The sequence below is a fragment of the Limimaricola sp. genome (genome assembly GCF_016125575.1).
Classification (GTDB): Bacteria; Pseudomonadota; Alphaproteobacteria; order Rhodobacterales; family Rhodobacteraceae; genus WGLM01.
This window is the reverse complement of sequence record NZ_WGLM01000004.1, coordinates 162934-186605: the sequence shown is the minus strand read 5'-3', so window position 1 is coordinate 186605 and position 23672 is coordinate 162934. Positions and strand designations below refer to the sequence as shown.

Sequence of the window (23672 nt, the reverse complement as noted above, 5' to 3'; positions counted from 1 at the left end):
GGTCATTCTCCCGGAACCAGGGTGGCGACCGGACGGGTCCGGTCCATGATGCGCGCGGCCATCACGGCGGCGACGAGGAAAAGCGCGGCCTCGGCCAGAAAGACCGTTCCGAAGGCCTGCGTGTCGGGGACAAGGCGGCGCAGGATATCGACGGCGGCAGCACCGGTCAGTCCGCCAAAGCCGGCAGCGACGGCCTGCGCCGCGCCCCACAGGCCCATGCGGGTGCCTTCGCGCTGGCCACGGCCTTCGCCGGCCAATGCCATCATCGACCCGATCGCGGCCACCGCGAACATGCCGTTGAAGAAGCCAAGGCTCATCACCGCGGGCATCAGCGGCGCGCCGGGGCCCAGCGGGCCGAGCAGCGTGATTGCCGCCAGCGACGCGGCCGAGCCAAGACAACCCGCCACCACCCAGGACCGCAGCACGCCGCGGCGAAACCCGGTGGCGACGATCCCGACGGTCAGCATGCCAAGAAAGACGCCGCCATTCTGCGCGCCTGACAGGCCGGTGGACTGGCCCGGCGTCAGACCGAAGACCAGCCCGGCATAGGGTTCGAGGATCAGTTCCTGCATGAAGTAGGCGACCATCGAGAGGAAGATGAAAATGGTGAAGCGGCGCGCGCGCGGCTCTGCCCAGACCTCGGCCAGACCCTGCCGAAAGGGGGTGGCGTCCGGTTCACGCTCGGCCTCGACCCGTTCTTCGATGCCCCAGACGGCCAGCACGGTCATCACCACGGCGCCGGTCACCACCAATGCGACAATGCGGATGAGCAGGGCGGGCGAATAGGGGTCCAACATGGCGCCCACGACGCCCGCCGTCACGGCGATGCCGAAGATCATCATCAGCCATGTGATGGTGGCGGCCGCGGCCCGGCGGCGCGGCGCGGTGGCGGTGGCCAGCAATGCCAGCAGCGAGGTGCCCGAGGCGCCCACACCCAGCCCGATCAGCACGTAAGAGGCGACAGACAGCGCCAGCCCCGGCCAGAAGGACATCTGCATCGCGATCAGGCCCAGCGTTGCGCCCATCCCGCCGAAGGCCAGCACCACCATGCCGCCGATGATGAACCTTGTCCGCGCGCCCCCCGCGTCCGAGGCAAAGCCCCATTTCGGGCGGCTGAGCTGGATCGAGTAGTGCAGCGCCACCAGCGCCCCCGGAAGCACGGCGGGCAGCGCCAATTCCACCACCATCAGCCGGTTCAGGGTCGAAGTCGTCAGCACCACGATGGACCCCAGCGCCATCTGCACAAGGCCTAGGCGGAAGATCTGGACCCAGTTCAATGTCATCTCAGGCCCCCAAATGGCGTAGCGCAAACGCCGTGATCATCATGCCGCTGATATAAAGGACGATGCCGGTGCCGTTGTACCAAGGCGCCTTGGCGCGCGGGTCGCGCAGCAGGACGCGCATGGCCGCGAATTGCAGCAGCAGCACGCCCGCGACACCGGCGGCATGCAGCGGCTTGCCCCAATTCAGCAGCAAGCCGATGACCGCCACCTGCGGCACTGCCATGATCCAGCAGGCCAGCCGCGCCGCGCGCTCGGGACCCAGCGTGACGGGCAGCGTGTTGACGCCCATCTGCCGGTCGCCTTCCAGCGCCTTGAAATCGTTCAGCGTCATGATGCCGTGTGCGCCTAGGCCATAGAGCAGGGCAACCAGCACGACCTGCCACGCAGGTGCCCCCGCGGCCAGCACAGCAGCGCCCGTAAACCACGGCAGGGTTTCGTAAGACAGGCCCACCAGGCCCGGCCCCCACCAGCCAGAGCGTTTCAGCCGCACAGGCTCGGCCGAATAGGCCCATGCGGCCAGCACGCCGGCAACCGTCGCGGCAAAGCCCCAGGGGCCCAGTTGCCAGCCGACCAGCAGCGACAGCGCGCTCATCGCCAGCGCTATCCACAGGCCCCAGCGGCCGGGGATGCGGCCCGAGGGAATCGGTCGGTCGGGTTCGTTGATGGCATCGACGTGCCGGTCGCACCAGTCGTTGGCGGCCTGGCTCATCCCGCAGACGACGGGGCCTGCCAGCAGCACGCCTAGCACGACCTGCCCCCAATGCCCGCCGGGCGAGGCGCCGGAGGAGACCGCACCGCAGAGGTAAGCCCACATCGGTGGAAACCACGTGACCGGCTTGATCAGCCGCAGCATCGCGCGCGGTTCTGGCCAGCGGCGCGGCAGGTCGGGCGCGAGGGTGTCAGCGGTGCTCATGCTGTCAGTTTAGCGAGACAGCTTGTCACCCGGCAAGTGTAAACTCAGGTTGACAGACTTGGGCGGTCATTTGTCGCAGAATCGGGGCGGGTCGATGCAGCCCTGTCCGGCCTGTTCGATCTCCAGCGTGGCATGGCGGATCTGCAGATGCCGCGCCAGCGCTGTACGAACCCGGTCTTTGATGGCATCGGCGCCGTTCCATTGGTCTTCGGTAATGACAAGATGCGCATCAAGGGCGGCATCGTTCTCGCCCAGTTGCCACAAGTGCAGGTGGTGCAGACCGTCGACACCCGGCACCGCCATGATCTGCGCGCTGACTTCTTCAGGGTCGAGCCGGGGCGGCGTGCCCATCATCAGGATGCGAATTGCCTCGCTCCCGCCGTCCATCGCCATCCACAGCACGTAGGCCGAGATGCCGAGCGTGACGATCGGGTCGACCAGCGTCCAGCCGCCGATCATCACCGCGATACCTGCCACGATCACCGCGACAGAGCCCATCGCATCGGCGACGTTGTGTTCGAAAGCCGCCCGCATGTTCAGGCTGTTGCGCGACATCCGCCATGTCAGCAGCGCAGTGGCCAGATCAACCAGCAGGGCAAGGCCCGCGACGGCGATCATCAGCAGACCGTCGACAGGTTGCGGATCGGCAAACCGCATCAGCGCCTCGACGCCAAGGTAAAGGCCCACGACCACAAGGATGGTGTAGTTGATCAGTGCCGCGATTACCTCGGCGCGGGCATAGCCAAACGTCATCGCCGCATCAGCCGGGCGCCGGGCAATGCGCCGTGCCGCCCAAGCGATCACAAGCGATGCGGCATCCGAGAAATTATGCAGGGCATCGGCGATCAGCGCGAGCGACCCCGACACGATACCGCCTGCGATTTGCGCCAGTGTCAGCCCAAGGTTTACCGCAACGGCCCAGGCAAGTTGCCTATCGTCCTTGGGAGCGTGGTGGTGGTGCCCATGACCATGTCCATGCCGGTCATGGTTGCCGTGGTCGTGTGGCATGTGCCTCCTTCCCGGCGGGTGCTCAGGCGGCTTGGCTGGTCGTCGCCTCGGTCAGAATTGTGTAAAGCGTCGCAGGATTCGCGTTCGACCGCAATTTTGTGCAGGTATTGGCGTCGCGCATCGTGCGAGAGACCAGCGCCAGCGCCTTCAGATGGTCCACGCCGGCAGATTGCGGCGCCAACAGCGCAAAGACCAGGTCGACCGGCTGACGGTCGATCGAATCAAACTCCATCGGCTTTTCGAGCCGGACGAAAAGCCCGGCAACGGCGTCGAGTTTGGGCAGCCGCGCATGGGGCAGGGCGATGCCCTGTCCCACGCCGGTCGGGCCCAGCGCCTCGCGCTCCATCAGCGCCTCGACAATGGCGCCGGGGGGCAGGCCGTAGACCTGCTCGGCAAGATCGCCGATCTCGTGGAAAAGGCGTTTCTTGCTCGAGCAAGAACCCAACACCTTCACGCTGTCGGGCTTGAGTATCCGAGCCAGTTCCATCGTCCTGCCCTTGTCTTGCCAACAGCCGGATCAGCGGTTTCCCCGCGGGTCGATCCAGCCGATATTTCCATCTTCGCGCCGATAGACGACGTTGATCCCGCTGTTCTTCTCGTTGCGGAACACCAGCACCGGGGCATGCGCCAGCTCCATCTGCATCACCGCGTCACCAACAGATAGCGAAGGGATCTTCGTTTCTGTTTCGGCCACGATCACCGGCGCTGCGGCCGGTTGCCCGTCGTCCTCGCCCTCTTCCATCGGGGCGAGGATATACGAGCCGGCGTCGATAAGTTCAACCGGCTGCGAACGATCTTTGTGATGGTCTTTCAACCTGCGCTTGTAGCGGCGCAATTGCTTGTCCATCTTCTCGCAGCAGGCGTCGAATGCAGCATAGATCTCGGCCTCATGCGCCTTGGCCTGGGCGGTCAGGCCAGTCGACAAGTGCACCACGATCTCGCAGACAAACTCGAATCCGGACTTGGAAAAGACCACGTTGGCCTCGGTCGGGCGCCCGGCATACTTGTCCACCGACGCGCCAAGTTCCGTCTTCACATGGGTCTGCAGGGCTTCGCCGATATCGATCTGCTTGCCGCTGATCTGGTAACGCATCTTGTTGTCCTTTTCATGCTCGGCCGCAGGGTTGCGCGGGCGCCGCGCAGTGCGGCGGGCCGTGGCTATGTCCTGCGGAAGGGTGACGACAAGCCGGTTCTCGTGCCTTGCCAAACCGACTGTTTGGCGGTCCTGCCAGCACCGAAACTGCGAGGGTTACCGGGTTTGTCATCCCTTCCATTTGGGGACAGGACCCCGCCGCTGTCAATCGCCCGCCGCCAACAGCGCTAATTGATCCGAAAGCCTTGGCCGAGATAGACCCGGCGCACGTTCTCGTCGCGCACCACCTCGTCGACGGTCCCATTCATCAGGACCTGACCGTCGTGCAGGATATACGCGCGGTCCACGATTTCGAGGGTTTCGCGGACGTTGTGATCGGTGATCAGCACCCCGATTCCACGGTTCTTGAGGTCGGCGACAAGGTGCCGAATCTCGCCCACTGCGATCGGGTCCACGCCGGCAAAGGGCTCGTCCAGCAGCACGTAACGCGGATCGGCGGCAAGACAGCGGGCAATCTCGCATCGCCGCCGTTCGCCGCCCGACAAGGCCAGCGCGGGGGCGGCGCGCAGGTGTTCGATTGAAAATTCGCTCAGCAGGTCTTCGAGGCGTTCGCGCCGCGCGGTGCGGTCAGGTACGGCAATTTCGAGGATCGACATGATGTTGTCCTCAACCGAAAGCCCGCGAAAGATCGACATCTCCTGCGGTAGATAGCCGATGCCCAGCCGCGCCCGGCGGTACATCGGAAGCGCCGTGGCGTCGCGCCCGTCGATGATCACCTGCCCGCTTTCGGGCGGAATCAGCCCGGCGATGACGTAGAAACACGTGGTCTTGCCCGACCCGTTCGGGCCCAGCAGCGCAACCACCTCACCTCGTTGCAAATCAAGGCTGACATCGCGGATGACAGGCCGTTTGCGATAGCTTTTTCGCAAGTTGCGCACATGCAGGCCAACGCTGCCTTCGGTCACGCTCAGATGGGGGGCTGCGGCCATCTCAATTGGCCTTGCTGTTGAAGACCGTCTTGACGTTGCCGTCCATCTGCGCGTTGCCGTCACTGACGTTGACAATCATCCTGTCCGCCGTGATCGCGCTGGCACCCTGTGTCAGCAGGACGCTGCCGGTCATCACCAGCCGCCCCGTCGTCAGGTCGTAATCTGCATTTGCTGCCTCGGCGGCCTCCGTCGGCGTGGCGAAGGTCACCCCGCCGGATGCCACGAGATGGGCAATCTGGCCGGTCTCTTCGGCATAAGTCGCCTGCACCCGGCCCGCCGAGATATGCAGGTCGCCCTGATCGATCCGCACATTCTTGTCAAAGACGGCAGTGCGGCTGGACTGGTCCACGCTAAGCGTATCGGCCGTGATCTGAACCGGCGCGGTCGGGTCCGCGTTGAGTGTGCCCAGTTTGATGGTGGAGGTCTGTGCGACGGCCGGCGCGGCAATGCCGAGCATGACGAGGCAGGCAATGGCGCGTGCTGAAATCAAGACCAGAAACTCCGCTATTTGGGTTGGTATATCAGCCGGACACCACGATTGAAAACCATCTGCTGACTTGGGCCCGTTGCATTGCCCGCCGCGTCCTGTGTCCCGGTCGTCAGCGTCATCCCACCGGCGCTGAGTGTGCCGAAAGGCGCCGTCACCTCGACGGCTCCTGTCGAGGTCAGGACGCCGGCATCCATCTCTACCCGCAAGCCGGGTGTCTGCACCGTGTAGCCCGACGACGCCGACAGCGTTGCGCCACCCGACAGCGTGACGATACGGGCGGCTGAATCGATCTCGCCCGCGCCGCCGGTCAGTTCCACGTCGCTACCATCGGGGCTGTCGATGCGCAGGCTGATCTTGTCGATCATCGTCACGCCGGGCCGATCGGCCACCGGGCGCGCCGTTTCGGCCTTCAGTTGCAGCAAATCGCCGCGCGACGAGACGCCGGAATAGGCCGGCTGAGTGACCCGCGGGTCGCGCGCCAGTTGCTGGATCTCGGCATAGGGCAGGCTGTCGTCTGTCGTGCTGCGCTTGGCGAACAGAAACAGTGTTGAAAGCAGCGCCAGCGCCGCGAGCGGCAGCAGTATCTTCAGCCATGTGACGAAACGCGAATACCGGTTTTCGGGTGACAGGGCCATCGGCCGTCACACCACGCCGGCCCGCAGGCAATCGTGAATGTGCAAGATGCCGATGGCCCGCCGGCTGCCGGCAGGGTCGACCACGAAAAGGCAGGTGATCTTGCGGTCGTTCATCACCGCCACCGCTTCTTCGGCCAGTGCGTCGGGGCCGATGGTGCGCGGCGCGCGCGTCATGACCTGCACCGCAGTCAGACCCAGAAGGCCCTCCATGTGGCGGCGCAGGTCGCCATCGGTCACGATGCCGTCCAGCCCGCCATCGGCGCCGGTCACGCCCACCACGCCAAAGCCAAGCTGCGTCATCGTCAGCAGGGTCTCGGACATCGGCGTGTCGGCCGGCACCAGCGGCAGCATGTCGCCGACATGCATCAGGTCGCGCACCTTCGACAGCCGCGCGCCCAGCTTGCCGCCGGGGTGAAAGTCGCGGAAATTGGCGGGGGTGAAGGCACGGCTGTCCATCAGCGCGACGGCCAGCGCGTCGCCCAGTGCCAGCGTCATCGTGGTCGAGGTTGTTGGCACCACGCCGGTGCCGCAGGCCTCGCCCAGCGCTGGCAGGACCAGCGCCACGTCCGATTGCTGCAACAGGGTGCTGTCGGGGCGGCTGGCGACACCGATCAGCGGAATGCCGAAGCGGCTGCAATAAGCAACGATATCGGCCAGTTCGGGCGTTTCGCCGGAATTGGACAGGACCATCACCACGTCGCCATTGGTCAGCATCCCCAGATCGCCATGGCTGGCCTCGGCGGGGTGGACGAAATGCGCGGGCGTGCCGGTGCTGGCGAAGGTCGCGGCGATCTTGCGCGCGATATGGCCCGACTTGCCCATGCCCGAGACGATGACACGGCCCCGCGCGCCAAGGATCAGCTCGACCGCCGCGTCAAACGACGGCCCCAACCCCTCGGCCAGCACACCCAGCGCGGTGGCCTCTTCGCGGATCACGCGGCGGGCAATGTCGAGGTGAGAGGTTGGTTGGGCCATGTCAGTGCGCAAAGATGTCGATCTCGGGCCAGCCTTCAAGGTCCAGCAGGGCGCGCGACGGTAGAAAATCGAAACAGGCCTGCGCGATTGCGGTCCGCCCCTCGCGCGCCAGCATGGCGTCAAGCTCGGCCTTCAGCCGATGCAGGTAAAGGACATCCGAGGCGGCATAGTCCAACTGAGCCGGGGTCAGGCTTTCCGCGCCCCAGTCGCTTTGCTGCTGCATCTTGGAAATGTCGACGCCGATCAGGTCCTGCAGCAGGTATTTCAGCCCATGCCGGTCAGTGAAGGTGCGTACCAGCTTGGACGCGATCTTGGTGCAGTAAACAGGCGCGGCCAGCGCGCCGAAGGTATTATGCATCGCGGCAATGTCGAAGCGGCCGAAGTGAAAGAGTTTCAGCACGGCCGGGTTGGTCAGCATCGCGCAAAGGTTCGGTGCCGACGTCTGGCCGCGTGCGACCTGCACAAGATGCACGTTGCCGTCGCCGCCCGACATCTGGATCAGACACAGACGGTCGCGATGCGGGTTGAGGCCCATCGTCTCGCAGTCGATGGCCACGACCGGGCCAAGATCCAGCCCGTCGGGCAAGTCGCCCTGATAAAGGTAATTGGCCATGCGCGCGTCTCCTCTGCCGCCTTGCCAGCGGCCATAGAGAATAGCGCCGCGCCGCGCAACTGCGACGCGGGACTGGCCGCGTTCATCGTCTGGCTGCAAAAAGGACAAGTGGTGAGCCGGTCGGGGTTCGAACCCGAGACCTACTGATTAAAAGTCAGTTGCTCTACCAGCTGAGCTACCGGCCCCACAGGCGCGCTTCTTAGGAAGGGCCGATCACGCGGTCAACCCCACAAATGCGGTGGCTCTGGATTTGCGCCGCGGCCTTGTCTATAGGACGCGCGATGCGCACCGGCCCCTCCTCTGGCCTGCCGTTCATGAAGATGCACGGGCTTGGCAACGACTTTGTCGTGATCGACGAACGCGGGCATGCGCCGCGTGTCGATGCGGCCCTTGTCGCGGCTATTGCCGATCGGCATCGCGGCGTCGGGTTCGATCAGCTGGCGACCATCACCGAAGGGCGCAATGCCGACCTGCACCTGACATTCTGGAACGCCGATGGCAGCCAGTCGGCCGCCTGCGGCAACGCCACCCGCTGCATCGCGCGGCAAGAGATGGACCGCACCGGCAAGGACCGCCTGACCATCACCACCGATCGCGGCACGCTGCAGGCGGTCGATGCAGGCGGCGGGCTGACCTCGGTCAACATGGGGCCGCCGCAGCTGCGCTGGGACGAGATTCCGCTGGCGCGCAAGATGGATACGCTGGAACTGCCGATCGACGGTGCGCCGACGGCCACCGGCATGGGCAACCCGCATTGCACCTTCTTCGTGCCCGATGCGATGGCGGTGGATCTTGCCGCCCGCGGCGCCGCGATGGAGCATCACCCGCTGTTCCCGCAGCGCACCAACGTACAATTCGCCAGCGTCACCGGGCCTGACCAACTGCGCATGCGGGTGTGGGAGCGCGGGGTGGGTATCACGCTTGCCTCCGGCTCGTCCTCCTGTGCCGTGGCGGTGGCTGCGGCCCGGCGCGGGCTGACCGGGAGGCGCGTGACCATCGAGCTTGACGGCGGCACGCTGAGCGTTGACTGGCGCGACGATGGCGTCTGGATGACCGGCCCCACCGCGCACCCCTTTGACGGCATATGGCACGGCTGATGGGCGCGCCCGTCTTCTCCACGCTGGGCTGCCGCCTGAACGCCTATGAAACCGAGGCGATGAAGGACCTGGCCGCGTGCGCCGGTGTCAGCGACGCGGTGATCGTGAATACCTGCGCCGTCACGTCCGAGGCCGTGCGCAAGGCCCGGCAGGAAATCCGCAAGCTCCGCCGCGACCATCCGGGCGCGAAGATCATCGTCACCGGCTGCGCCGCCCAGACCGAACCGCAGACCTTCGCCGCGATGGCCGAGGTCGACATGGTGATCGGCAATACCGAGAAGATGAACCCCGCCATCTGGTCCCGCCTGACGCCCGACCTGATCGGCACGACCGAACCCGTGCTGGTCGATGACATCATGGCGGTGACCGAAACCGCGGGCCACCTGATCGACGGGTTCGGCACCCGCAGCCGCGCCTATGTGCAGGTCCAGAACGGGTGCGATCACCGCTGCACCTTCTGCATCATTCCCTATGGTCGCGGCAATTCCCGCTCGGTCCCGGCGGGCGTGGTGGTCGACCAGATCAAGCGGCTGGTCGACAAGGGATATAATGAGGTCGTGCTGACCGGCGTCGACCTGACCAGCTGGGGCGCCGACCTGCCCGCCGCGCCGCGGCTGGGCGACCTGGTCCTGCGGATCCTGAAACTGGTGCCCGACCTGCCGCGCTTGCGGATCAGTTCGATCGATTCGATCGAGGTGGACGAGGCGCTGATGCAGGCCATCGCGACCGAGCCGCGGCTGATGCCGCACCTGCACCTGTCCCTGCAACATGGCGACGACCTGATCCTGAAGCGGATGAAGCGCCGCCACCTGCGCGACGACGCCATCCGCTTTGCCGAGGAGGCGCGCCGCCTGCGCCCCGGCATCACCTTCGGCGCCGACATCATCGCCGGCTTCCCGACCGAGACAGAGGCGCATTTCGACAATTCGCTGAAGCTGGTCGAGGAATGTGCGCTGACCTGGCTGCACGTCTTTCCCTATTCGCCCCGTCCCGGCACCCCCGCCGCGCGGATGCCCGCCGTGCCCGGCAAGGCCATCCGTGACCGCGCCGCCCGCCTGCGCGCCGCGGGCGAGGCTGCCGCCGCGCGCCACCTTGCCGCGCAGGTGGGCCAGACCCGCACGGTCCTGATGGAAAGCCCCCTCATGGGCCGCACCGAACACTTCGCCGAGGTGCATTTCACCGCCGACCAACCCGTGGGCCAGATCGTGACCGCCCGCATCACCGGCCATACCGGGCAGCACCTGCATGCCTGACTTCTTTTGGCCCCAAATACTCCCGCCGGAGGCTTCGGCGGAGCCGAAAACGGCGCTGTCGCCATGCCGACGCGCGCCCGTTTGATCAACGACCCACCCCGCGCCTAGGGTCGCGCAGCAATCGAAAGGACCGTCCATGCAGCTTCTGATGTCTCCCGCTTCGCCCTTCGTGCGCAAGGTCCGTGTCCTGATCCGCGAGGCCGGGATCGACGGCATCGAAGAGATCAACGTCAGTACCACGCCGCTGGCGACCGATCCGGCGGTGATGGCCGCCAATCCCGCCGGCAAGATCCCGGCGCTGGTGCGCGATGACGGCCCCGCGCTTTACGACAGCCGCGTCATTACACGTTATCTTGATGCGCAGGCTGGCGCGGGCCTCTATCCCGCTGCGCGCCTGTGGGAAGTGCTGACGGTCGAGGCCACGGCAGACGCCATGCTCGATGCCGCCGTGCTGATGGTTTACGAGGCGCGGTTTCGCGCGCCCGAGATGCAATCGGCCGACTGGGTCGAAGGACAATGGGGCAAGGTCAGCCGCGCCGTCACCGCCCTCAACGAGAAATGGATGAGCCATCTTTCCGGCCCGCTTGATATGGGGCAGATCGCGGTGGCCTGCGCGCTCTCTTACCTCGATTTCCGGCATCCCGGTCGCGATTGGCGCGGGGCCAATCCCGCGCTCGCGGACTGGTACGCGGAGTTCGCAACGCGTGACAGCATGGTGGGCACCGCCCCCGCCTAGAAGCGGTAGCTGACCCCGATGTTCAGCCCGTTGGTGATGATGTTGGTCTTGAGCGTGCCGCCGCTGCCAAGATTGACATCGTTCATCGAATAGGTGCCCTGATATTCGCCGAACATCGACCACCTGTCGTCGATCCGGTAGGACAGGCCCGCCATCCAGCGCACGGCAAGGCCGCCATACTGGTATTCGAACACCGAACCACCCGCGGATGTCACCTCGACATGTGGTACCGAGATGCCGATGCCGCCGCCAATGTAGGGGGTGAGTGCGCCCCACTGGTTCTGCCAGCGATACATCGCGTTCACGGTCGCGATGTTCAGCCCGTCGGTGAATTCCAGAGTCGAGAACCCGTTGTCGGCCTTGGTCGCATCGTCGGCATAGACCTTGTCATGCGTGATCTCGATGCCGATGCCGAACCGGTCGGTTCGCCACCATGTTGCGCGAAGGCCGGCATAGGGCGGCATTTCAAGCGACTTGCCGTCCCAACCTGCGGTGAAATCCAGCACCTCGTTCACTGCATTACCCGGATCCGTACCGGTCACCTTCGAATGCGGGCTTTCCTCGAAGCCGCTGAAAAAGCTGAACTCCACCTCCGCCTGCGACATGGTGGGAAGGGCAGTCGCCAGCAGGGCGGCAAGGACAATTTTGGGCATCACGGATAGCTTCCTTGGCGATCGGTCACTTCGATGGTCAGGTTTACAGCCTTGTAAGGTACTTCCACAACCTTTGACAAACTGTACCCAGGGGCGGGCCCGCGCGCCTGCGCACATCCTGTCGCGTGCGGTGCACAGCCGCCTGTCGGGCCCGCAGCGGACAAACATGGCGTTTTCAGGAAACTGCCACCCCCCTGCGCCCGATTGTCCGCTGGACGCTCCCCGTATGAATGGCTAAACATCGCCCGACCGCGCTGAGGCCTTGTCGGCGCATCGTCTTTTCAACTCGGGCCAGGTGCCCGAAAAATACGGAGAAGCACCCCGTGTCACATGCTGAAGAACACCAGGGCACTCGCCGCGACTTCATCTATTATGTCACTGCGGGCGCTGGCGCCGTGGCCGCCGGAGCGGCGGTCTGGCCCTTGATCAACCAGATGAACCCCTCTGCAGACGTTCTCGCGCTTTCGTCGATCCGCGTGGATATCAGCGGCGTCCAGAATGGCACCCAGCTGGTCGTGCTGTGGCAGGGCAAGCCGGTTTTCATCCGCTCGCGCACGCAGAAGGAAATCGACGAGGCCCGCGCCGTCAAGCTCAGCGATCTGGTCGACCGCACCGCCGAGAACGACAACCTTCCCCCCAGCGCCGAAGCCACCGACGAGAACCGCGCGTTGTCCAAGGACGGCACGTGGCTGGTGACGATGGGCGTCTGCACGCACCTTGGTTGCGTGCCCAACTTCGGCGAGGGTGAGTACGGGGGCTGGTTCTGCCCCTGTCACGGCTCGGTCTACGATACCGCCGGCCGTATCCGCAAAGGCCCCGCGCCCAAGAACCTGCACATTCCCAAGGTCGCCTTCGTCGACGACACCACGATCAAGCTCGGTTAAGGAGAGCCCCAGATGGCCGGTATCCCCCACGACCATTACGAACCGAAGTCGAACAGCGAGAAGTGGCTGCACAGCCGGCTTCCGATCGTCGGTCTTCTCTACGACACCCTGATGATCCCGACGCCGAAGAACCTCAACTGGATGTGGATCTGGGGCATCGTGCTGGCCTTCGCGCTGGTGCTGCAGATCGCCACCGGAATCGTTCTGGCGATGCACTACACGCCGCAGGTCTCGATGGCCTTCAATTCGGTCGAGCATATCATGCGCGACGTCAACGGCGGCTACATGATCCGCTACATGCACATGAACGGCGCCTCGCTGTTCTTCGTGGCGGTCTACATGCACATCTTCCGCGGCCTCTACTATGGCAGCTACAAGGCGCCCCGCGAAGTGACCTGGATCATCGGCATGCTGATGTATCTGGTCATGATGGGCACCGCTTTCATGGGCTACGTTCTGCCCTGGGGCCAGATGTCGTTCCACGGCACCGCGGTGATCACCGGCCTGTTCGGCGCGATCCCGTTCATCGGCAACTCGATCCAAACGTGGCTGCTTGGCGCAGGCGCGGTGGGGCAACCGGCGCTGAACCGCTTCTTCTCGCTGCACTACCTGCTGCCCTTCATCCTCGCAGGCCTGACGATCGTGCACATTTGGGCCTTCCACACGACGGGCAACAACAACCCGACCGGGGTCGAGGTGCGGCGCACGTCGAAACAGGATGCCGAGAAGGACACGCTGCCCTTCTGGCCCTACTTCGTGATCAAGGACCTGTTCGCGCTGGCAGTGATTCTGGCCGTCTTCATGGCCATCGTCGGCTTCATGCCCAACTATCTGGGTGAACCGGTCAACTACGTGCCTGCCAACCCGTTGCAGACACCGACACACATCGTGCCCGAATGGTACTTCTTGCCGTTCTACGCGATCCTGCGCTCGTTCACGCAGGACGTCTGGGTGGTGATCTTCGCCAACTGGATCAGCTTCGGCATCATCGACGCCAAGTTCTTTGGCGTGCTGGCGATGTTCGGCGCGATCGTGGTGATGGCGCTGGCGCCGTGGCTTGACACTTCGAGCGTTCGGTCAGGCCGCTATCGGCCAATGTTCAAGTGGTGGTTTGCCCTGCTGGTGATCGACTTCATCGTTCTGATGTGGGTCGGATCGCAGCCGCCCGAAGGGATCTTCCCCTATATCGGGCTGATCGGCGCCACCTACTGGTTCGCCTACTTCCTCGTCATCCTGCCGCTTCTGGGCGTCATCGAAAAGCCGTTGACCCCGCCCGCGACCATCGAGGAAGACTTCAACGCGCACTACGGCTCGCCTTCGGGCACCCCGGCCGAGTGAGAAAGGACACCATGATCATGTTCCGCAAACTCACACTGCCCGCGGTCCTGCTGGCCGCCCTTGCGGCGCCGGTCATTGCCACGGCCGCAACCGTCGAGACCGAGATCACCGATTTCTCGTTCCCGTTCGAGGGCCCGTTCGGCAAGTATGACCAGCACCAGCTGCAACGCGGCCTGCAGGTCTTCACCGAGGTCTGCTCGGCCTGCCACGGTCTGACCCATGTCGCCTACCGCACGCTGGGCGATGCGACCGGTCCTGGTCTCCCCGAGGATCAGGTTCGCGCCTATGCCGCGCAGTATCAGGTCTATGACAAGACGCTGAACGGCGGTCAGGGCGGTGACCGTCCGGCGACGCCGGCCGATTATTTCGGTGGTTCGCAGTTTCAGGGTGCGCCGGACCTCAGTCTGATGGCCAAGGCCCGCGCGGGCTTTGAGGGCCCCTACGGGACCGGCATGGCGCAGCTTTTCAAGGGGATGGGCGGGCCGGAATACATCGCCTCGCTGGTCTCGCACTTCGAAGATCCGCCGGCCTGCGCGCCGCCCGATTTCCCGGGTTACTACAACAAGACCTTCGCGGTTGGCGGCTATCCCGAAGAGTGCAAGAACCCCGACGGCACGCACAAGTACCCCGGCAGCTGGGTAGCCATGCCCCAGCCGCTTTACGGCAATGACGTCACCTATCAGGACGGCACCGATTCGAACCTGCAGCAAGAGGCGCAGGATGTCGCCGCCTTCCTGATGTGGGCGGCCGAACCGAAGCTGGACCAGCGCAAACAGGCCGGTATGACCGGCGTGCTGTTCCTGACCGTTCTGTCGGTCCTGCTTTACCTGACGAACAAGCGTCTTTGGGCGCCCTACAAACGCCGCAAGCACGAGGCCTGATCCAACCTCGGCAAGAACTGCGCCAAGGCCCGCCCCTGACTTGGGGCGGGCCTTTTGCGTCAGGGTTGGCCCAGATATGCGCGCAGCGCCGGTGGCGGATCGGCCAGCAGGGCTGAGGTTGGCGCCGGCGGGCTGACCTTTCCTTCGGCCACCACGATGGCATGATCGGCGATCCGTGCGGCATCGGCCGGGTCATGCGTCACCATCAACACGCTGCACCCGGCCGCCAACAGTTGCGCACGGGTAAGGTCCAGCAATTCCGCGCGAAGCGCGGGGCCAAGTGCCGCAAAGGGCTCGTCCAGCAGCACCACGGGCCGCCCGGCAACCAGCACGCGGGCCAGCGCCGCGCGGCTTTGTTGACCGCCCGACAGTGCGCCGGGCCGTCGCCCCTCCATGCCCTGCAGGCCCAGTTGCGCGAGCGCCGCATGGACGCGGTCAGTCACGTCCGGTCCCGGCCTTGCGGCGGGGGTGATCGCCAGCGCAACGTTTCGGGCGATATCGAGATGCGGGAACAGGTTGTTGTCCTGGAAAAGAATGCTGACGGGCCGCGCGCCGGGGGGCAGCGGTGTCAGGTCGCGCCCCTCCCAAAGGATGCGGCCGGCGGCCGGCGCGACGAATCCGGCGATCGCCCCCAGCAGGGTCGACTTGCCCGCACCGGAGGGCCCCAGCACGGCCGTTACCGCTGCAGGGGGCAGCGTGAAATCGGCGGTCAGTGCAAAGTCATCTTGCACGATGCGCACCGCCTCAAGCCGCAGCATGGCCGCGCCCTCCCCGGTCGAAGGCCCAGAACACCGCAAGGGCCATTGCCAGAAGCATCAGCGCCACGCCGGCAGCGGCCTGTAACCGGTAGCTGCCCATCAGCCGATACATCACCAGCGGCAGCGTGGCGGAATCCGGCCCGGCAAACAACGTGATAACTCCGAGGTCACCAACAGATAGCGCCGCCGACAGCCCGGCGGCAAAGCCCAGTTCGCCGCGCAGCCGCGGCAGGTAGAGCCAGCGCAGGCGTGGCCACCCTGTCAGGCCAAGCGTGTCGGCGAGTGGTCCGTGCGCCGCCTCAATCCGGCCCACGGCGGGGGCGAGCGCGCGGAAGGCGAAGGGCAGGCTTGCCGCCGCATTGACCAGCGCAGTGGCTGGCAGCGCGATGTGTCCCGGGTCCAGCCAGCCGTGGCTGAGCACGAAAAGGCCCGTTCCCATGACCAGCGCGGAACTGGCCAGCGGCAGCACACCTGCCACCTGCACCAGCGCGCCGCCGCGCAGTGCCATCGCCAGCGCCAATCCGACTGCCAGCACTGACGCCGACAGGGCCACGGCCAGACTGCGCAGTGCGGCGGGCCAGACCTGCAACGGCAGCTGACCAAGGCCCACGAACCCTTGCGCCACCACCATCGCCAGCGGTGCCAGCAAGAAAGCCGCGGCCAGCGCGATTGCTGCGCCATCGGCCAGCCGTGCGCCACGTCCGCGCCCGTCCCAGCGCGCTGGCACCCGGTCCAGCCCCGGACCAAAGGCAGCGGGCACCGTCACAAGCCCCGCCAACCCGGCCGCCACGGTACAAAGCGCCACCTGCACCAGCGCCAGCAGCGCCGCCTTGGCCGGGTCGAAATCGAACCGCAGCGCTTGAAAGATTGCGACCTCGACGGTCGTGGCGCGCGGCCCGCCGCCAAGGATCAGTGCGACAGCGAAGCTGGCAAGGCAGATCAGGAAGATCGCCAGCGCTGCACCGGGCAGCACGTCCCGCAGCATCGGCCGCTCCAGCAGCCGTCCCACCGGCGCGTTCAGCGTCGCGGCCAGACGGAAGCGTTCGGCCGGGATCGCGGACCAGCCTTGCAGGATCAACCGCGTCGCAAGCGGCAGGTTGAAAAAGACATTGGCCAGCACCACGCCGCCGAAGCCGTAGACCGAGACCGGGCCGAGGCCCAGTGCGCCCAAGCCCGCGTTCAGCAGCCCGCCCCGCCCGAAGATCGCCAGCAGGCCGAACACCGCGACGATCACCGGCAGGATAAACGGCGCGCCCATCAGTGCGACCAGTGCGCGCCGCCCCGCAAACCGCCGCCGCGCCAGCGCGCGGGCCACCGGCACCGCCAGCGCCACGCTCAGCACGGCCGAAACGGCGGCCTGTTGCAGGGTGAAAAGGACCGCCGCCACGTCGGCCGAGGCCAGTGCCGCGCCGCTGCCCGCCCGGCTGGCGACCGCCGCCAGCGTGCCCAGCACCAACGCCACGACCAGCACCGCCGCGGCGGTGCCGGTCCAGCGCAGCGGGCCTAGCGCGACAGCGCGGTGCGCCATTCTTCCAGCGCCCCGTCACGCGCCGCCGCGGCCTCGTCGGGCGACATAAGCAGCGCCTTGTCGGGCGCGACCGGCATTTCGAACCCCTTGGGAAGCCCCTCTTTCGGCATCACGACCGGATACATCCAGTTCGTCGTCGGGATCACCGCCTGCGCCTTGTCCGACACCAGGTAGGCCAGGAATTTCTGCGCCAGATCGGGCTGCTTGCTGGCCGCCATGCGCGCGGCGACCTCGATCTGCATGTATTGCCCCTCGTCAAAGGTCCAGGCGACCTTCGAGGGGTCGTTCTCGGCGATCAGGTGATAGGCGGGCGAGGTTGAGTAGGAGAGCACTGCATCCGCCTCGCCATTGAGGAACAGGCCATAGGCCTGGTCCCAGCCCGGCGTGACGGTTACGATGTTGTCGGCCAGATCGGCCCAGATCTTTGCCGCGCCGTCACCATAGGCCTTCTTGACCCACAACAGCAGCCCCAGCCCCGGCGTGGACGATCGCGGGTCTTCGATAACGATCTTGATGTTGCTGGCGGCCAGTTCCTTGAAAGAATGCACCTCCGGCGCGCCCTTGTTGGCCACGAAGGCGAAATAGCCCCAGTCGAAGGGCACGAAGACCGGGTCGTCCCACGCGACCGGCATGTCATAGCTTTCGCCGACGCCCGACGTCGCGAACAGCCCCGTTTCGCGGGCCCGCGCGATAAGGCTGGTGTCCAGCCCCACCGCCACGTCGGCCCTGCCTGCGGCGCCTTCCAGCTCCAGTCGCGACAGCAGCGCGGCCCCGTCGCCGGCCGTCACGAACTTTACCGTGCAGCCGCAGGTTTCTTCGAAGCCGGACTTGATCTGCGGGCCGGGGCCCCAGTCGGCGGCGAAGCTGTCATAGGTATAGACCGTGAGAACGGGGGTATCTGCCACAGCCGCTTGGGCGATCAGGCAAAGCCCCGCGACACTGGCCAAGGTGAGGATTTTCTTCATCTCATCTTCTCCACATGCGCCGGACGGACGAGGAGAATAGAGAGGATCCCTACCTTCCCTCCGCCGGTGTTAACCGGTTCAGGTTCAACGGGTCCGCGTTACGCATCTCAGCCCTGTGGGGCACCCCGAGGTGGATCCGAAGCTAGACCAACGGCGGCGCGGCAACAAGGGGGGTGGTTGAGCTGCGCCCGTTAGGGCTTGAGGCGCAAGGACGGCAACGTTATTGCCCCTTGCAAAGGGAGCCCCCCGCGATGTCGTTCAACACCTTCGGTCACCTGTTCCGCTTCACCACATGGGGCGAAAGCCACGGACCCGCGCTGGGCGCCACGGTGGATGGCTGTCCGCCGGGGGTGCCGCTGGACGAGGTGATGATCCAGCAATGGCTGGACAAGCGCCGCCCCGGGCAGAACAAGAACACCACCCAGCGGCGCGAGCCCGACGCAGTGGAAATCCTGTCGGGCGTCTACGAGGGGCGTACCACCGGCACGCCGATCCAGCTGATGATCCGCAACGTCGACCAGCGGTCGAAGGATTATGGCGACATCGCGCAGACGTTCCGACCCGGCCATGCCGACATCACCTATCACCAGAAATACGGCCTGCGCGATCCGCGCGGCGGCGGGCGTTCTTCCGCCCGCGAAACCGCGGCGCGGGTGGCGGCGGGTGGCGTTGCGCGCGCGGTGCTGGGCCAGATCGCGCCACAGGTGCAGGTCAAGGGCTACATGGTGCAGATGGGCGCCAAGACGATCGACCGCAGCCGGTTCGACTGGGACGCGATCGACCAAAACGATTTCTGGTGCCCCGATCCGGCCGTGGCCGCCGAATGGGAAGACTACCTCGATTTCCTGCGCCGCAAGGACCACAACTCGGTCGGTGCTATCATCGAAGTCGTGGCCCGCGGCGTACCTGCGGGCATCGGCGCGCCGATCTATGCCAAGCTCGACAGCGATCTTGCCGCGGCGATGATGACGATCAACGCGGTCAAGGGTGTCGAGATTGGCGAGGGGATGGCGGCGGCCGCCCTGACCGGGCGCGACAATGCCGACGAGATCTTCATGGGCGCGAACGGGCCGGAATATTCATCCAACCACGCCGGCGGCATCCTGGGTGGGATCAGCACCGGGCAGGACGTGGTGGTGCGCTTCGCTGTGAAGCCGACAAGTTCCATCCTGTCTCCCCGCGCCTCGATCCGTATTGACGGCACGCCGACCGAGGTGGTGACGCAGGGCCGGCACGATCCTTGTGTCGGCATCCGTGCCGTGCCCGTGGGCGAGGCGATGATGGCCTGCGTGATCCTTGACCACATCCTGCTGGACCGCGGCCAGACCGGCGGCCAGCGCGGGCGGATCGGCCCGGCCTAGGCGCCCGTCGCGGCCGCCAGCGCGGTATCGAACAGCGCCTTGATCTGCGCCTCGTCCGTGCCGGCGACGATCCGGCCCAGTTCCATGCTGCCCTTCAGCACCACCAGCGTGGAGCGGCGCGGTATCTGCAGGTCATGCCTCAGCTTGTCATCCTTGTAAGTGTCCCAGTCGACCTGCACGAAGGTGATCTGCTGTTCATAGGCCGGGTTCTCGGCCTTCAGCCGGTCCATCACCCGGTGCTGCGCGCGGCAGGTGGTGCACCACGTCGCGTAGAAATCGACGAACACGGTCTTGCCCGCGGCAAGTTCCTTGTAAACCAGCCCGGGCGTGTAGGGGATCGGATCAGCGTGCAGCACGGCGGGGGCAAGAGCCGCGCCAGCGGCGAGCGTCAGGAAGGTGCGTCTTTGCATGGTGGTCTCCGTTCAGTAGCGGACCGACAGGTCCTGCATCCAGATGGGGGTATGATCCAGCAGCCAGCCCTCGGCGATGGGCAACCAGTTAAACCAGATCGCTGCCCCGACAAGGAGAAAGGCCGCGCCCATCGCGGGCCTTGCCCGGCCTGCCAGTCGCCGCAGCGCGTCGCGCCGGCTGCGCAGCGCGGATTGTGCGCCGTAGGCCAAGGCGAGCATCACCGTTGCCACACCCAGCGCAAAGGCCGCCATGATGGCGCCGGCCCAAGCAAGGTTCCGTCCTGTCGCGGCCAGCGCGATGGCCCCGCCCAGCGTTGGCCCAACGCAGGGCACCCAGACCAGCCCCAGAAGTGCGCCGCCCAGCGCTTGGCTGGTCAGCCCAGCGCGCTCTTTCCTGCCGATCCGGGCATCGGCCCCGGCCGACAGTCCCGCCGTTGCGGTCGCAAAGCCCGCCTGCAGCCGTGGCACCAGCAGGACAAGGCCGAAGGCCGCCATCACCAGCCCGCCCGCCCGCGCCACCGTGTCGGACTCGAGGCCCAGCGCGGGGCCGAAGGCGGCCACGATCATGCCGGAGGCGACGAAGGACAGCGCCAGCCCCGCCGTCAGGGCCAGCGGGCCAAGGCGGTTGGACTGCAGGCTTGATGCCAGCACGATGGGCAGCACCGGCAGGACGCAGGGATTGATCAGCGTCAGCAGGCCCGCGATATAGGCAAGGATCAGTTCCATGTACCAATGGTAGCGGCACCCGTCCCGTCGTCAGCCGGGATTCGCGTTACAGGGCTTCACTTTGCTGTAGGCGCGGCGGGTTGGCGCGACAGTTGCACCGCAAGGATGCCGCCTGCGACCACGATCACCCCAACCACGTCAAGCGGGCCAAGCGCCTCGCGCAGGATGACGGCGGCGATGGCGACGCCGAAGAACGGGTTGAGGAAGTGGAAGGTCGCCGCGCGCAGCGCCCCGATGCGCCCCACCAGCAGGAACCACAGAAAGGTGGCGCCCAGACCCGGCACCAGCGTGGTATAGGCAAAGGCCACCACCAGCTGCCAGTTCCAGGTGATATTCGGCGTCTCGAACCCCAGTGCCAGAGGCCACAGCACGGCCGAGCCAATCAGCATCTGCAATCCGACGATCATCAGAAGGTTGCCGCCGGACGTTGCGCCGCGCACCGTCAATGTCGCCACAGTCAGGCTGAGCACACCGATACCGCAGAGCAAGACGCCGTTCAGGTCCACCCCGCCCTCGATCCGGGCCCCCATGATAAGAGCGACGCCAACCATGCCCGCAAGGATGCCAGCCACGCCCAGCGGCCGTAACTGCTGGCCCAGGACAAGCCGGCCGGCAATGGCCACCAAAAGCGGCATGGTCGAGGCGATGATCGCCGCCAGCGAGGCCTGCACCGTCTGCATCGCGACAAAGTTCAGTCCAAGGTAAAGCGCGTTCTGGCTGATCCCGAAGATCACGGTGGCCAGCCATTGCGCCCGCGTCAGCCGCGGACGCTGGCCCAGCGCAAGGGCAATGCCGACGCCAAGCAGCCCCGAAATCAGGAACCGCAGTGCCAGCGCCGTCATGGGCGGCGCATAGGACACGATCACATGGGCCGAGGTGAAGGCCGAGGACCACATGAGCGCAAAGGCCAGGCCCATGGCGATGGCAATGAAATCCATGTCCCCTCACGCAACAGGGCCGCCCGGCATGGACGGCCCCAATCTCGATCCGGCGGCGCGCAGGCCGCGCGCCGTCTGCCGTAACGCTTAGCTGTTGACGCTTTCCTTCAGCGCCTTGGCGATCGTGAACTTGACCACGCGGTCGGCGTCCTTGCGGACCTGGTCGCCGGTCGCCGGGTTACGCACCATGCGCTCGGGGCGGTCACGGCAGTAAATCTTGCCAACGCCGGGCAGCGTCACCGCGCCACCGGCCGAAACCTCTTGCGTGATGACCGCCAGCATCGCGTCCAGAACAGCAGACGCGGTTTTCTTGTCGCTGCCAGCGTGCTCGGCGATTGCCGTCACCATCTGCGATTTGGTCATCGGTTTTTTCGAAGCTGTCGCCATGTCAGGCCTCCCCATTTGTTAACCCGATCTTCAGGGCCTTTTACCCGTCATCCCTCGGAAAGTGGTTTAGAAGCACAACCAAATGACGCCCGATGCAAGCGAAAACCTCATGAAATGAGGGAATTCGCGCAATTCAGAGGAAAGCTGTCTCTTCGAAGCTGCGCAACTTGCGGCTGTGGATGCGTTCAAGGGGCATGTCGCGCAGCAATTCCATCGCCCGCACGCCGATCAGCAGGTGCCGTGCCACCTGCGTCTTGTAGAAATCCGAGGCCATGCCGGGCAGCTTCAACTCGCCATGCAGCGGCTTGTCCGACACGCATAGAAGAGTGCCATAGGGCACCCGGAAGCGGAACCCGTTCGCCGCGATCGTTGCACTTTCCATGTCCAGCGCGATGGCCCGGCTCTGGCTGAGGCGCTGGACCGGGCCGGACTGGTCGCGCAGTTCCCAGTTGCGGTTGTCGATGGTGGCGACGGTGCCCGTGCGCATGATCCGCTTCAACTCGAACCCTTCGAGCTTGGTGATGTCGGCCACCGCATCTTCCAGCGCCACCTGAATCTCGGCCAGCGCCGGGATCGGCACCCAGATCGGCAGGTCGGCGTCCAGTACGTGGTCCTCGCGCAGGTAGGCGTGTGCCAGCACGAAATCGCCCAGCCGCTGCGAATTGCGCAGGCCCGCGCAATGCCCGACCATCAGCCAGGCATGCGGCCGCAGCACCGCGATATGGTCTGTCGCGGTCTTGGCGTTTGACGGGCCGATACCGATGTTGACCAGCGTGATGCCCTGCCCGCCCTTCCGCTTGAGGTGGTAGGTCGGCATTTGCGGCAGCTTGGCCGGCCCTTCCAGCACCTCGTCCGGGCCGGTGATCTGCGTATTGCCCGGGCCCACGAAGGCGGTATAGCCGCTGTCGGGATCGGCCAGCACGTTGCGCGCATAGGCCTCGAACTCGTCCACGTAGAACTGGTAGTTGGTGAACAGGACGTGATTCTGGAAATGGTCGGCGGCGGTCGCTGTATAGTGGCTGAGGCGCGCCAGTGAATAATCCACCCGCTGCGCGGTAAAGGGTGCCAGTGGATGCGCGCCGTCGGGATACTGGAACCCCATGCCGTTGACGATGTCATCGTGCGTGGTCGAAAGATCCGGCACGTCGAAGACATCGCGCAGGATGAAGTCCAGCGCGCCCTCCTGCGGCACGGTCAACGCTTCGTCGCCGGCAACGGCGAAATGGACCGGCATCGGCGTGGCCGATGGCCCGATCACCACCGGCACACCGTGGTTCTGAATCAAGAGCCCGATCTGCTGTTCAAGGTAGGCCGCGAAAAGATCGGGCCGGGTGATGGTGGTGGCATAGGTGCCGGGCACGGCGACATGGCCGAAAGACAGCCGGCTGTCGGTTGCGGCGAAGCTGGTCGTCGTCAGTCGGACCTCGGGGTAGAAGGCGCGGAAACGCGCTGTGGGCCGCCCCTGCCTGATGGTTTCGGAGAAGCGCGCGCGCAGAAAGGTCGTCGCGCCATCATAAAGCGCCATCAGCCGGGCAACGGCGGCGGCCGGGTCTGTAAAGGCCTCGGGCGCCGGAACATCGGGCGTGATAAGGGCAAGCTTGGGGTCGGCGGCGTTCATATCGTGTCCTTGGCGCAGGCGCGCGGCCCGTCATCCGTGCGGCGCACGGCGGGGCGGAAAAGCGGGGAAGGGAATGCGGATGGCTCCATGGACCAATTGTTATCATCTCGCGGGCGAGTTCAAGCCCCGCACCCCGGCGG

General features: G+C 65.8%; 26 protein-coding genes, 1 tRNA gene and 1 riboswitch. Of the genes, 7 read left to right on the top strand and 20 right to left on the bottom strand.

The annotated features are described in order from the left end of the window. Positions 1-2 precede the first annotated feature (2 nt). From GC146_RS07860 to GC146_RS07810, 11 genes are all read right to left on the bottom strand, one after another. On the bottom strand, positions 3-1283 hold the full coding sequence (locus GC146_RS07860; protein ID WP_291836809.1) for a BCD family MFS transporter: 1281 nt from the start codon (positions 1281-1283) through the stop codon (positions 3-5). A gap of 1 nt (position 1284) precedes the next feature. Then, on the bottom strand, positions 1285-2196 hold the full coding sequence (gene chlG / locus GC146_RS07855; RefSeq protein WP_291836807.1) for a chlorophyll synthase ChlG: 912 nt from the start codon (positions 2194-2196) through the stop codon (positions 1285-1287). A gap of 66 nt (positions 2197-2262) precedes the next feature. Further along, entirely contained in the window at positions 2263-3204 is a 942-nt protein-coding gene (locus GC146_RS07850; RefSeq protein ID WP_291836806.1) for a cation diffusion facilitator family transporter, read from the bottom strand. 22 nt (positions 3205-3226) lie between these two features. Beyond that, positions 3227-3691: a PTS sugar transporter subunit IIA gene (locus GC146_RS07845; RefSeq protein WP_291836804.1), complete on the bottom strand. Its 465-nt coding sequence runs from the start codon at positions 3689-3691 to the stop codon at positions 3227-3229. A gap of 30 nt (positions 3692-3721) precedes the next feature. Then, positions 3722-4297, bottom strand: a complete 576-nt coding sequence (raiA, locus tag GC146_RS07840) for a ribosome-associated translation inhibitor RaiA (protein ID WP_291836803.1) — start codon at positions 4295-4297, stop codon at positions 3722-3724. Between the two features lie 227 nt (positions 4298-4524). Further along, positions 4525-5286, bottom strand: coding sequence for an LPS export ABC transporter ATP-binding protein (gene lptB, locus GC146_RS07835; protein ID WP_291836801.1), 762 nt, complete (start codon positions 5284-5286; stop codon positions 4525-4527). Between the two features lies 1 nt (position 5287). Beyond that, positions 5288-5743, bottom strand: coding sequence for an LptA/OstA family protein (locus GC146_RS07830; protein ID WP_291836799.1), 456 nt, complete (start codon positions 5741-5743; stop codon positions 5288-5290). Between the two features lie 47 nt (positions 5744-5790). Next, positions 5791-6411 (bottom strand): LPS export ABC transporter periplasmic protein LptC, encoded by a 621-nt coding sequence (lptC, locus tag GC146_RS07825; protein ID WP_291836797.1) that lies wholly within the window; start codon positions 6409-6411, stop codon positions 5791-5793. Positions 6412-6417: 6 nt separating this feature from the next. Continuing rightward, on the bottom strand, positions 6418-7386 hold the full coding sequence (locus tag GC146_RS07820; RefSeq protein ID WP_291836796.1) for a KpsF/GutQ family sugar-phosphate isomerase: 969 nt from the start codon (positions 7384-7386) through the stop codon (positions 6418-6420). Position 7387: 1 nt separating this feature from the next. Beyond that, positions 7388-7999: a ribonuclease D gene (locus tag GC146_RS07815; protein ID WP_291836794.1), complete on the bottom strand. Its 612-nt coding sequence runs from the start codon at positions 7997-7999 to the stop codon at positions 7388-7390. Positions 8000-8108: 109 nt separating this feature from the next. Further along, positions 8109-8184, bottom strand: a tRNA-Lys gene (locus GC146_RS07810). Positions 8185-8280: 96 nt separating this feature from the next. Between GC146_RS07810 and dapF the strand changes: the two genes are divergently transcribed. From dapF to GC146_RS07795, 3 genes are all read left to right on the top strand, one after another. Beyond that, the gene (gene dapF, locus GC146_RS07805) at positions 8281-9096 is read left to right on the top strand and encodes a diaminopimelate epimerase (RefSeq protein WP_291836792.1); all 816 of its coding nucleotides are present in this window, start codon (positions 8281-8283) and stop codon (positions 9094-9096) included. Beyond that, positions 9084-10349 (top strand): tRNA (N(6)-L-threonylcarbamoyladenosine(37)-C(2))-methylthiotransferase MtaB, encoded by a 1266-nt coding sequence (gene mtaB, locus GC146_RS07800; RefSeq protein WP_291836789.1) that lies wholly within the window; start codon positions 9084-9086, stop codon positions 10347-10349. Before dapF ends, mtaB begins: the two co-directional genes overlap by 13 nt. A 136-nt stretch (positions 10350-10485) precedes the next feature. Then, positions 10486-11085: a glutathione S-transferase gene (locus GC146_RS07795; RefSeq protein WP_291836787.1), complete on the top strand. Its 600-nt coding sequence runs from the start codon at positions 10486-10488 to the stop codon at positions 11083-11085. On the opposite strand, the gene GC146_RS07790 is transcribed toward GC146_RS07795, so the two are convergent. Further along, a complete protein-coding gene (locus GC146_RS07790; protein WP_291836785.1) occupies positions 11082-11738 on the bottom strand; it encodes an outer membrane beta-barrel protein in 657 nt (218 codons plus the stop codon). The two genes, GC146_RS07795 and GC146_RS07790, sit on opposite strands and share 4 nt — an antisense overlap. 323 nt (positions 11739-12061) lie before the next feature. On the opposite strand from GC146_RS07790, the gene petA reads away from it, so the two are divergent. From petA to GC146_RS07775, 3 genes are read left to right on the top strand one after another with little or no spacing between them, the layout of a single operon-like run. Beyond that, a complete protein-coding gene (petA, locus tag GC146_RS07785; protein ID WP_291836783.1) occupies positions 12062-12622 on the top strand; it encodes a ubiquinol-cytochrome c reductase iron-sulfur subunit in 561 nt (186 codons plus the stop codon). Positions 12623-12634: 12 nt separating this feature from the next. Further along, positions 12635-13960: a cytochrome b N-terminal domain-containing protein gene (locus tag GC146_RS07780; RefSeq protein ID WP_291836781.1), complete on the top strand. Its 1326-nt coding sequence runs from the start codon at positions 12635-12637 to the stop codon at positions 13958-13960. An 11-nt stretch (positions 13961-13971) separates the two neighbouring features. Further along, the gene (locus GC146_RS07775; RefSeq protein WP_291836779.1) at positions 13972-14841 is read left to right on the top strand and encodes a cytochrome c1; all 870 of its coding nucleotides are present in this window, start codon (positions 13972-13974) and stop codon (positions 14839-14841) included. A 59-nt stretch (positions 14842-14900) separates the two neighbouring features. Here GC146_RS07775 and GC146_RS07770 read toward each other — a convergent pair whose 3' ends face one another. From GC146_RS07770 to thiB, 3 genes are read right to left on the bottom strand one after another with little or no spacing between them, the layout of a single operon-like run. Next, on the bottom strand, positions 14901-15599 hold the full coding sequence (locus tag GC146_RS07770; protein ID WP_291836777.1) for an ATP-binding cassette domain-containing protein: 699 nt from the start codon (positions 15597-15599) through the stop codon (positions 14901-14903). Beyond that, complete coding sequence (locus GC146_RS07765) at positions 15586-17127, bottom strand: thiamine/thiamine pyrophosphate ABC transporter permease ThiP (RefSeq protein ID WP_291836774.1); 1542 nt, start codon at positions 17125-17127, stop codon at positions 15586-15588. Before GC146_RS07765 ends, GC146_RS07770 begins: the two co-directional genes overlap by 14 nt. Then, positions 17103-18092 carry a thiamine ABC transporter substrate binding subunit gene (thiB, locus tag GC146_RS07760; RefSeq protein WP_291836772.1) on the bottom strand — a complete coding sequence of 330 codons (990 nt, stop codon included), beginning with the start codon at positions 18090-18092 and terminating at the stop codon, positions 17103-17105. Before thiB ends, GC146_RS07765 begins: the two co-directional genes overlap by 25 nt. A 38-nt stretch (positions 18093-18130) precedes the next feature. Next, a riboswitch (TPP riboswitch) is annotated at positions 18131-18230 on the bottom strand. A gap of 113 nt (positions 18231-18343) precedes the next feature. Between thiB and aroC the strand changes: the two genes are divergently transcribed. After that, the gene (gene aroC / locus GC146_RS07755) at positions 18344-19453 is read left to right on the top strand and encodes a chorismate synthase (RefSeq protein ID WP_291836771.1); all 1110 of its coding nucleotides are present in this window, start codon (positions 18344-18346) and stop codon (positions 19451-19453) included. Here aroC and GC146_RS07750 read toward each other — a convergent pair. The 5 genes from GC146_RS07750 to GC146_RS07730 all read right to left on the bottom strand — a co-directional run bounded on the left by GC146_RS07750 (position 19450) and on the right by GC146_RS07730 (position 23532). Next, entirely contained in the window at positions 19450-19863 is a 414-nt protein-coding gene (locus tag GC146_RS07750) for a thioredoxin family protein (protein WP_291836768.1), read from the bottom strand. The two genes, aroC and GC146_RS07750, sit on opposite strands and share 4 nt — an antisense overlap. Positions 19864-19875: 12 nt before the next feature. Then, positions 19876-20589: a cytochrome c biogenesis CcdA family protein gene (locus tag GC146_RS07745; protein WP_291836766.1), complete on the bottom strand. Its 714-nt coding sequence runs from the start codon at positions 20587-20589 to the stop codon at positions 19876-19878. A gap of 56 nt (positions 20590-20645) precedes the next feature. Continuing rightward, a complete protein-coding gene (locus tag GC146_RS07740; RefSeq protein WP_291836764.1) occupies positions 20646-21527 on the bottom strand; it encodes a DMT family transporter in 882 nt (293 codons plus the stop codon). A gap of 87 nt (positions 21528-21614) precedes the next feature. Beyond that, positions 21615-21890, bottom strand: a complete 276-nt coding sequence (locus GC146_RS07735; RefSeq protein ID WP_291836762.1) for an HU family DNA-binding protein — start codon at positions 21888-21890, stop codon at positions 21615-21617. 157 nt (positions 21891-22047) lie between these two features. Next, positions 22048-23532 (bottom strand): AMP nucleosidase, encoded by a 1485-nt coding sequence (locus GC146_RS07730; protein WP_291836760.1) that lies wholly within the window; start codon positions 23530-23532, stop codon positions 22048-22050. Positions 23533-23672: the final 140 nt, after the last annotated feature.

Coding starts and splice junctions, on each gene's coding strand:
- GC146_RS07860 (WP_291836809.1), bottom strand. CDS start 1,283: ATGACATTGAACTGGGTCCAGATCTTCCGCCTAGGCCTTGTGCAGATG.
- thiB (WP_291836772.1), bottom strand. CDS start 18,092: ATGAAGAAAATCCTCACCTTGGCCAGTGTCGCGGGGCTTTGCCTGATC.
- lptB (WP_291836801.1), bottom strand. CDS start 5,286: ATGGCCGCAGCCCCCCATCTGAGCGTGACCGAAGGCAGCGTTGGCCTG.
- GC146_RS07790 (WP_291836785.1), bottom strand. CDS start 11,738: ATGCCCAAAATTGTCCTTGCCGCCCTGCTGGCGACTGCCCTTCCCACC.
- GC146_RS07830 (WP_291836799.1), bottom strand. CDS start 5,743: ATGCTCGGCATTGCCGCGCCGGCCGTCGCACAGACCTCCACCATCAAA.
- GC146_RS07740 (WP_291836764.1), bottom strand. CDS start 21,527: ATGGATTTCATTGCCATCGCCATGGGCCTGGCCTTTGCGCTCATGTGG.
- GC146_RS07730 (WP_291836760.1), bottom strand. CDS start 23,532: ATGAACGCCGCCGACCCCAAGCTTGCCCTTATCACGCCCGATGTTCCG.
- chlG (WP_291836807.1), bottom strand. CDS start 2,196: ATGAGCACCGCTGACACCCTCGCGCCCGACCTGCCGCGCCGCTGGCCA.
- GC146_RS07780 (WP_291836781.1), top strand. CDS start 12,635: ATGGCCGGTATCCCCCACGACCATTACGAACCGAAGTCGAACAGCGAG.
- mtaB (WP_291836789.1), top strand. CDS start 9,084: ATGGCACGGCTGATGGGCGCGCCCGTCTTCTCCACGCTGGGCTGCCGC.
- GC146_RS07775 (WP_291836779.1), top strand. CDS start 13,972: ATGATCATGTTCCGCAAACTCACACTGCCCGCGGTCCTGCTGGCCGCC.
- raiA (WP_291836803.1), bottom strand. CDS start 4,297: ATGCGTTACCAGATCAGCGGCAAGCAGATCGATATCGGCGAAGCCCTG.
- GC146_RS07750 (WP_291836768.1), bottom strand. CDS start 19,863: ATGCAAAGACGCACCTTCCTGACGCTCGCCGCTGGCGCGGCTCTTGCC.
- GC146_RS07770 (WP_291836777.1), bottom strand. CDS start 15,599: ATGCTGCGGCTTGAGGCGGTGCGCATCGTGCAAGATGACTTTGCACTG.
- GC146_RS07795 (WP_291836787.1), top strand. CDS start 10,486: ATGCAGCTTCTGATGTCTCCCGCTTCGCCCTTCGTGCGCAAGGTCCGT.
- GC146_RS07745 (WP_291836766.1), bottom strand. CDS start 20,589: ATGGAACTGATCCTTGCCTATATCGCGGGCCTGCTGACGCTGATCAAT.
- GC146_RS07765 (WP_291836774.1), bottom strand. CDS start 17,127: ATGGCGCACCGCGCTGTCGCGCTAGGCCCGCTGCGCTGGACCGGCACC.
- GC146_RS07850 (WP_291836806.1), bottom strand. CDS start 3,204: ATGCCACACGACCACGGCAACCATGACCGGCATGGACATGGTCATGGG.
- GC146_RS07845 (WP_291836804.1), bottom strand. CDS start 3,691: ATGGAACTGGCTCGGATACTCAAGCCCGACAGCGTGAAGGTGTTGGGT.
- aroC (WP_291836771.1), top strand. CDS start 18,344: ATGTCGTTCAACACCTTCGGTCACCTGTTCCGCTTCACCACATGGGGC.
- GC146_RS07815 (WP_291836794.1), bottom strand. CDS start 7,999: ATGGCCAATTACCTTTATCAGGGCGACTTGCCCGACGGGCTGGATCTT.
- GC146_RS07820 (WP_291836796.1), bottom strand. CDS start 7,386: ATGGCCCAACCAACCTCTCACCTCGACATTGCCCGCCGCGTGATCCGC.
- lptC (WP_291836797.1), bottom strand. CDS start 6,411: ATGGCCCTGTCACCCGAAAACCGGTATTCGCGTTTCGTCACATGGCTG.
- GC146_RS07735 (WP_291836762.1), bottom strand. CDS start 21,890: ATGACCAAATCGCAGATGGTGACGGCAATCGCCGAGCACGCTGGCAGC.
- dapF (WP_291836792.1), top strand. CDS start 8,281: ATGCGCACCGGCCCCTCCTCTGGCCTGCCGTTCATGAAGATGCACGGG.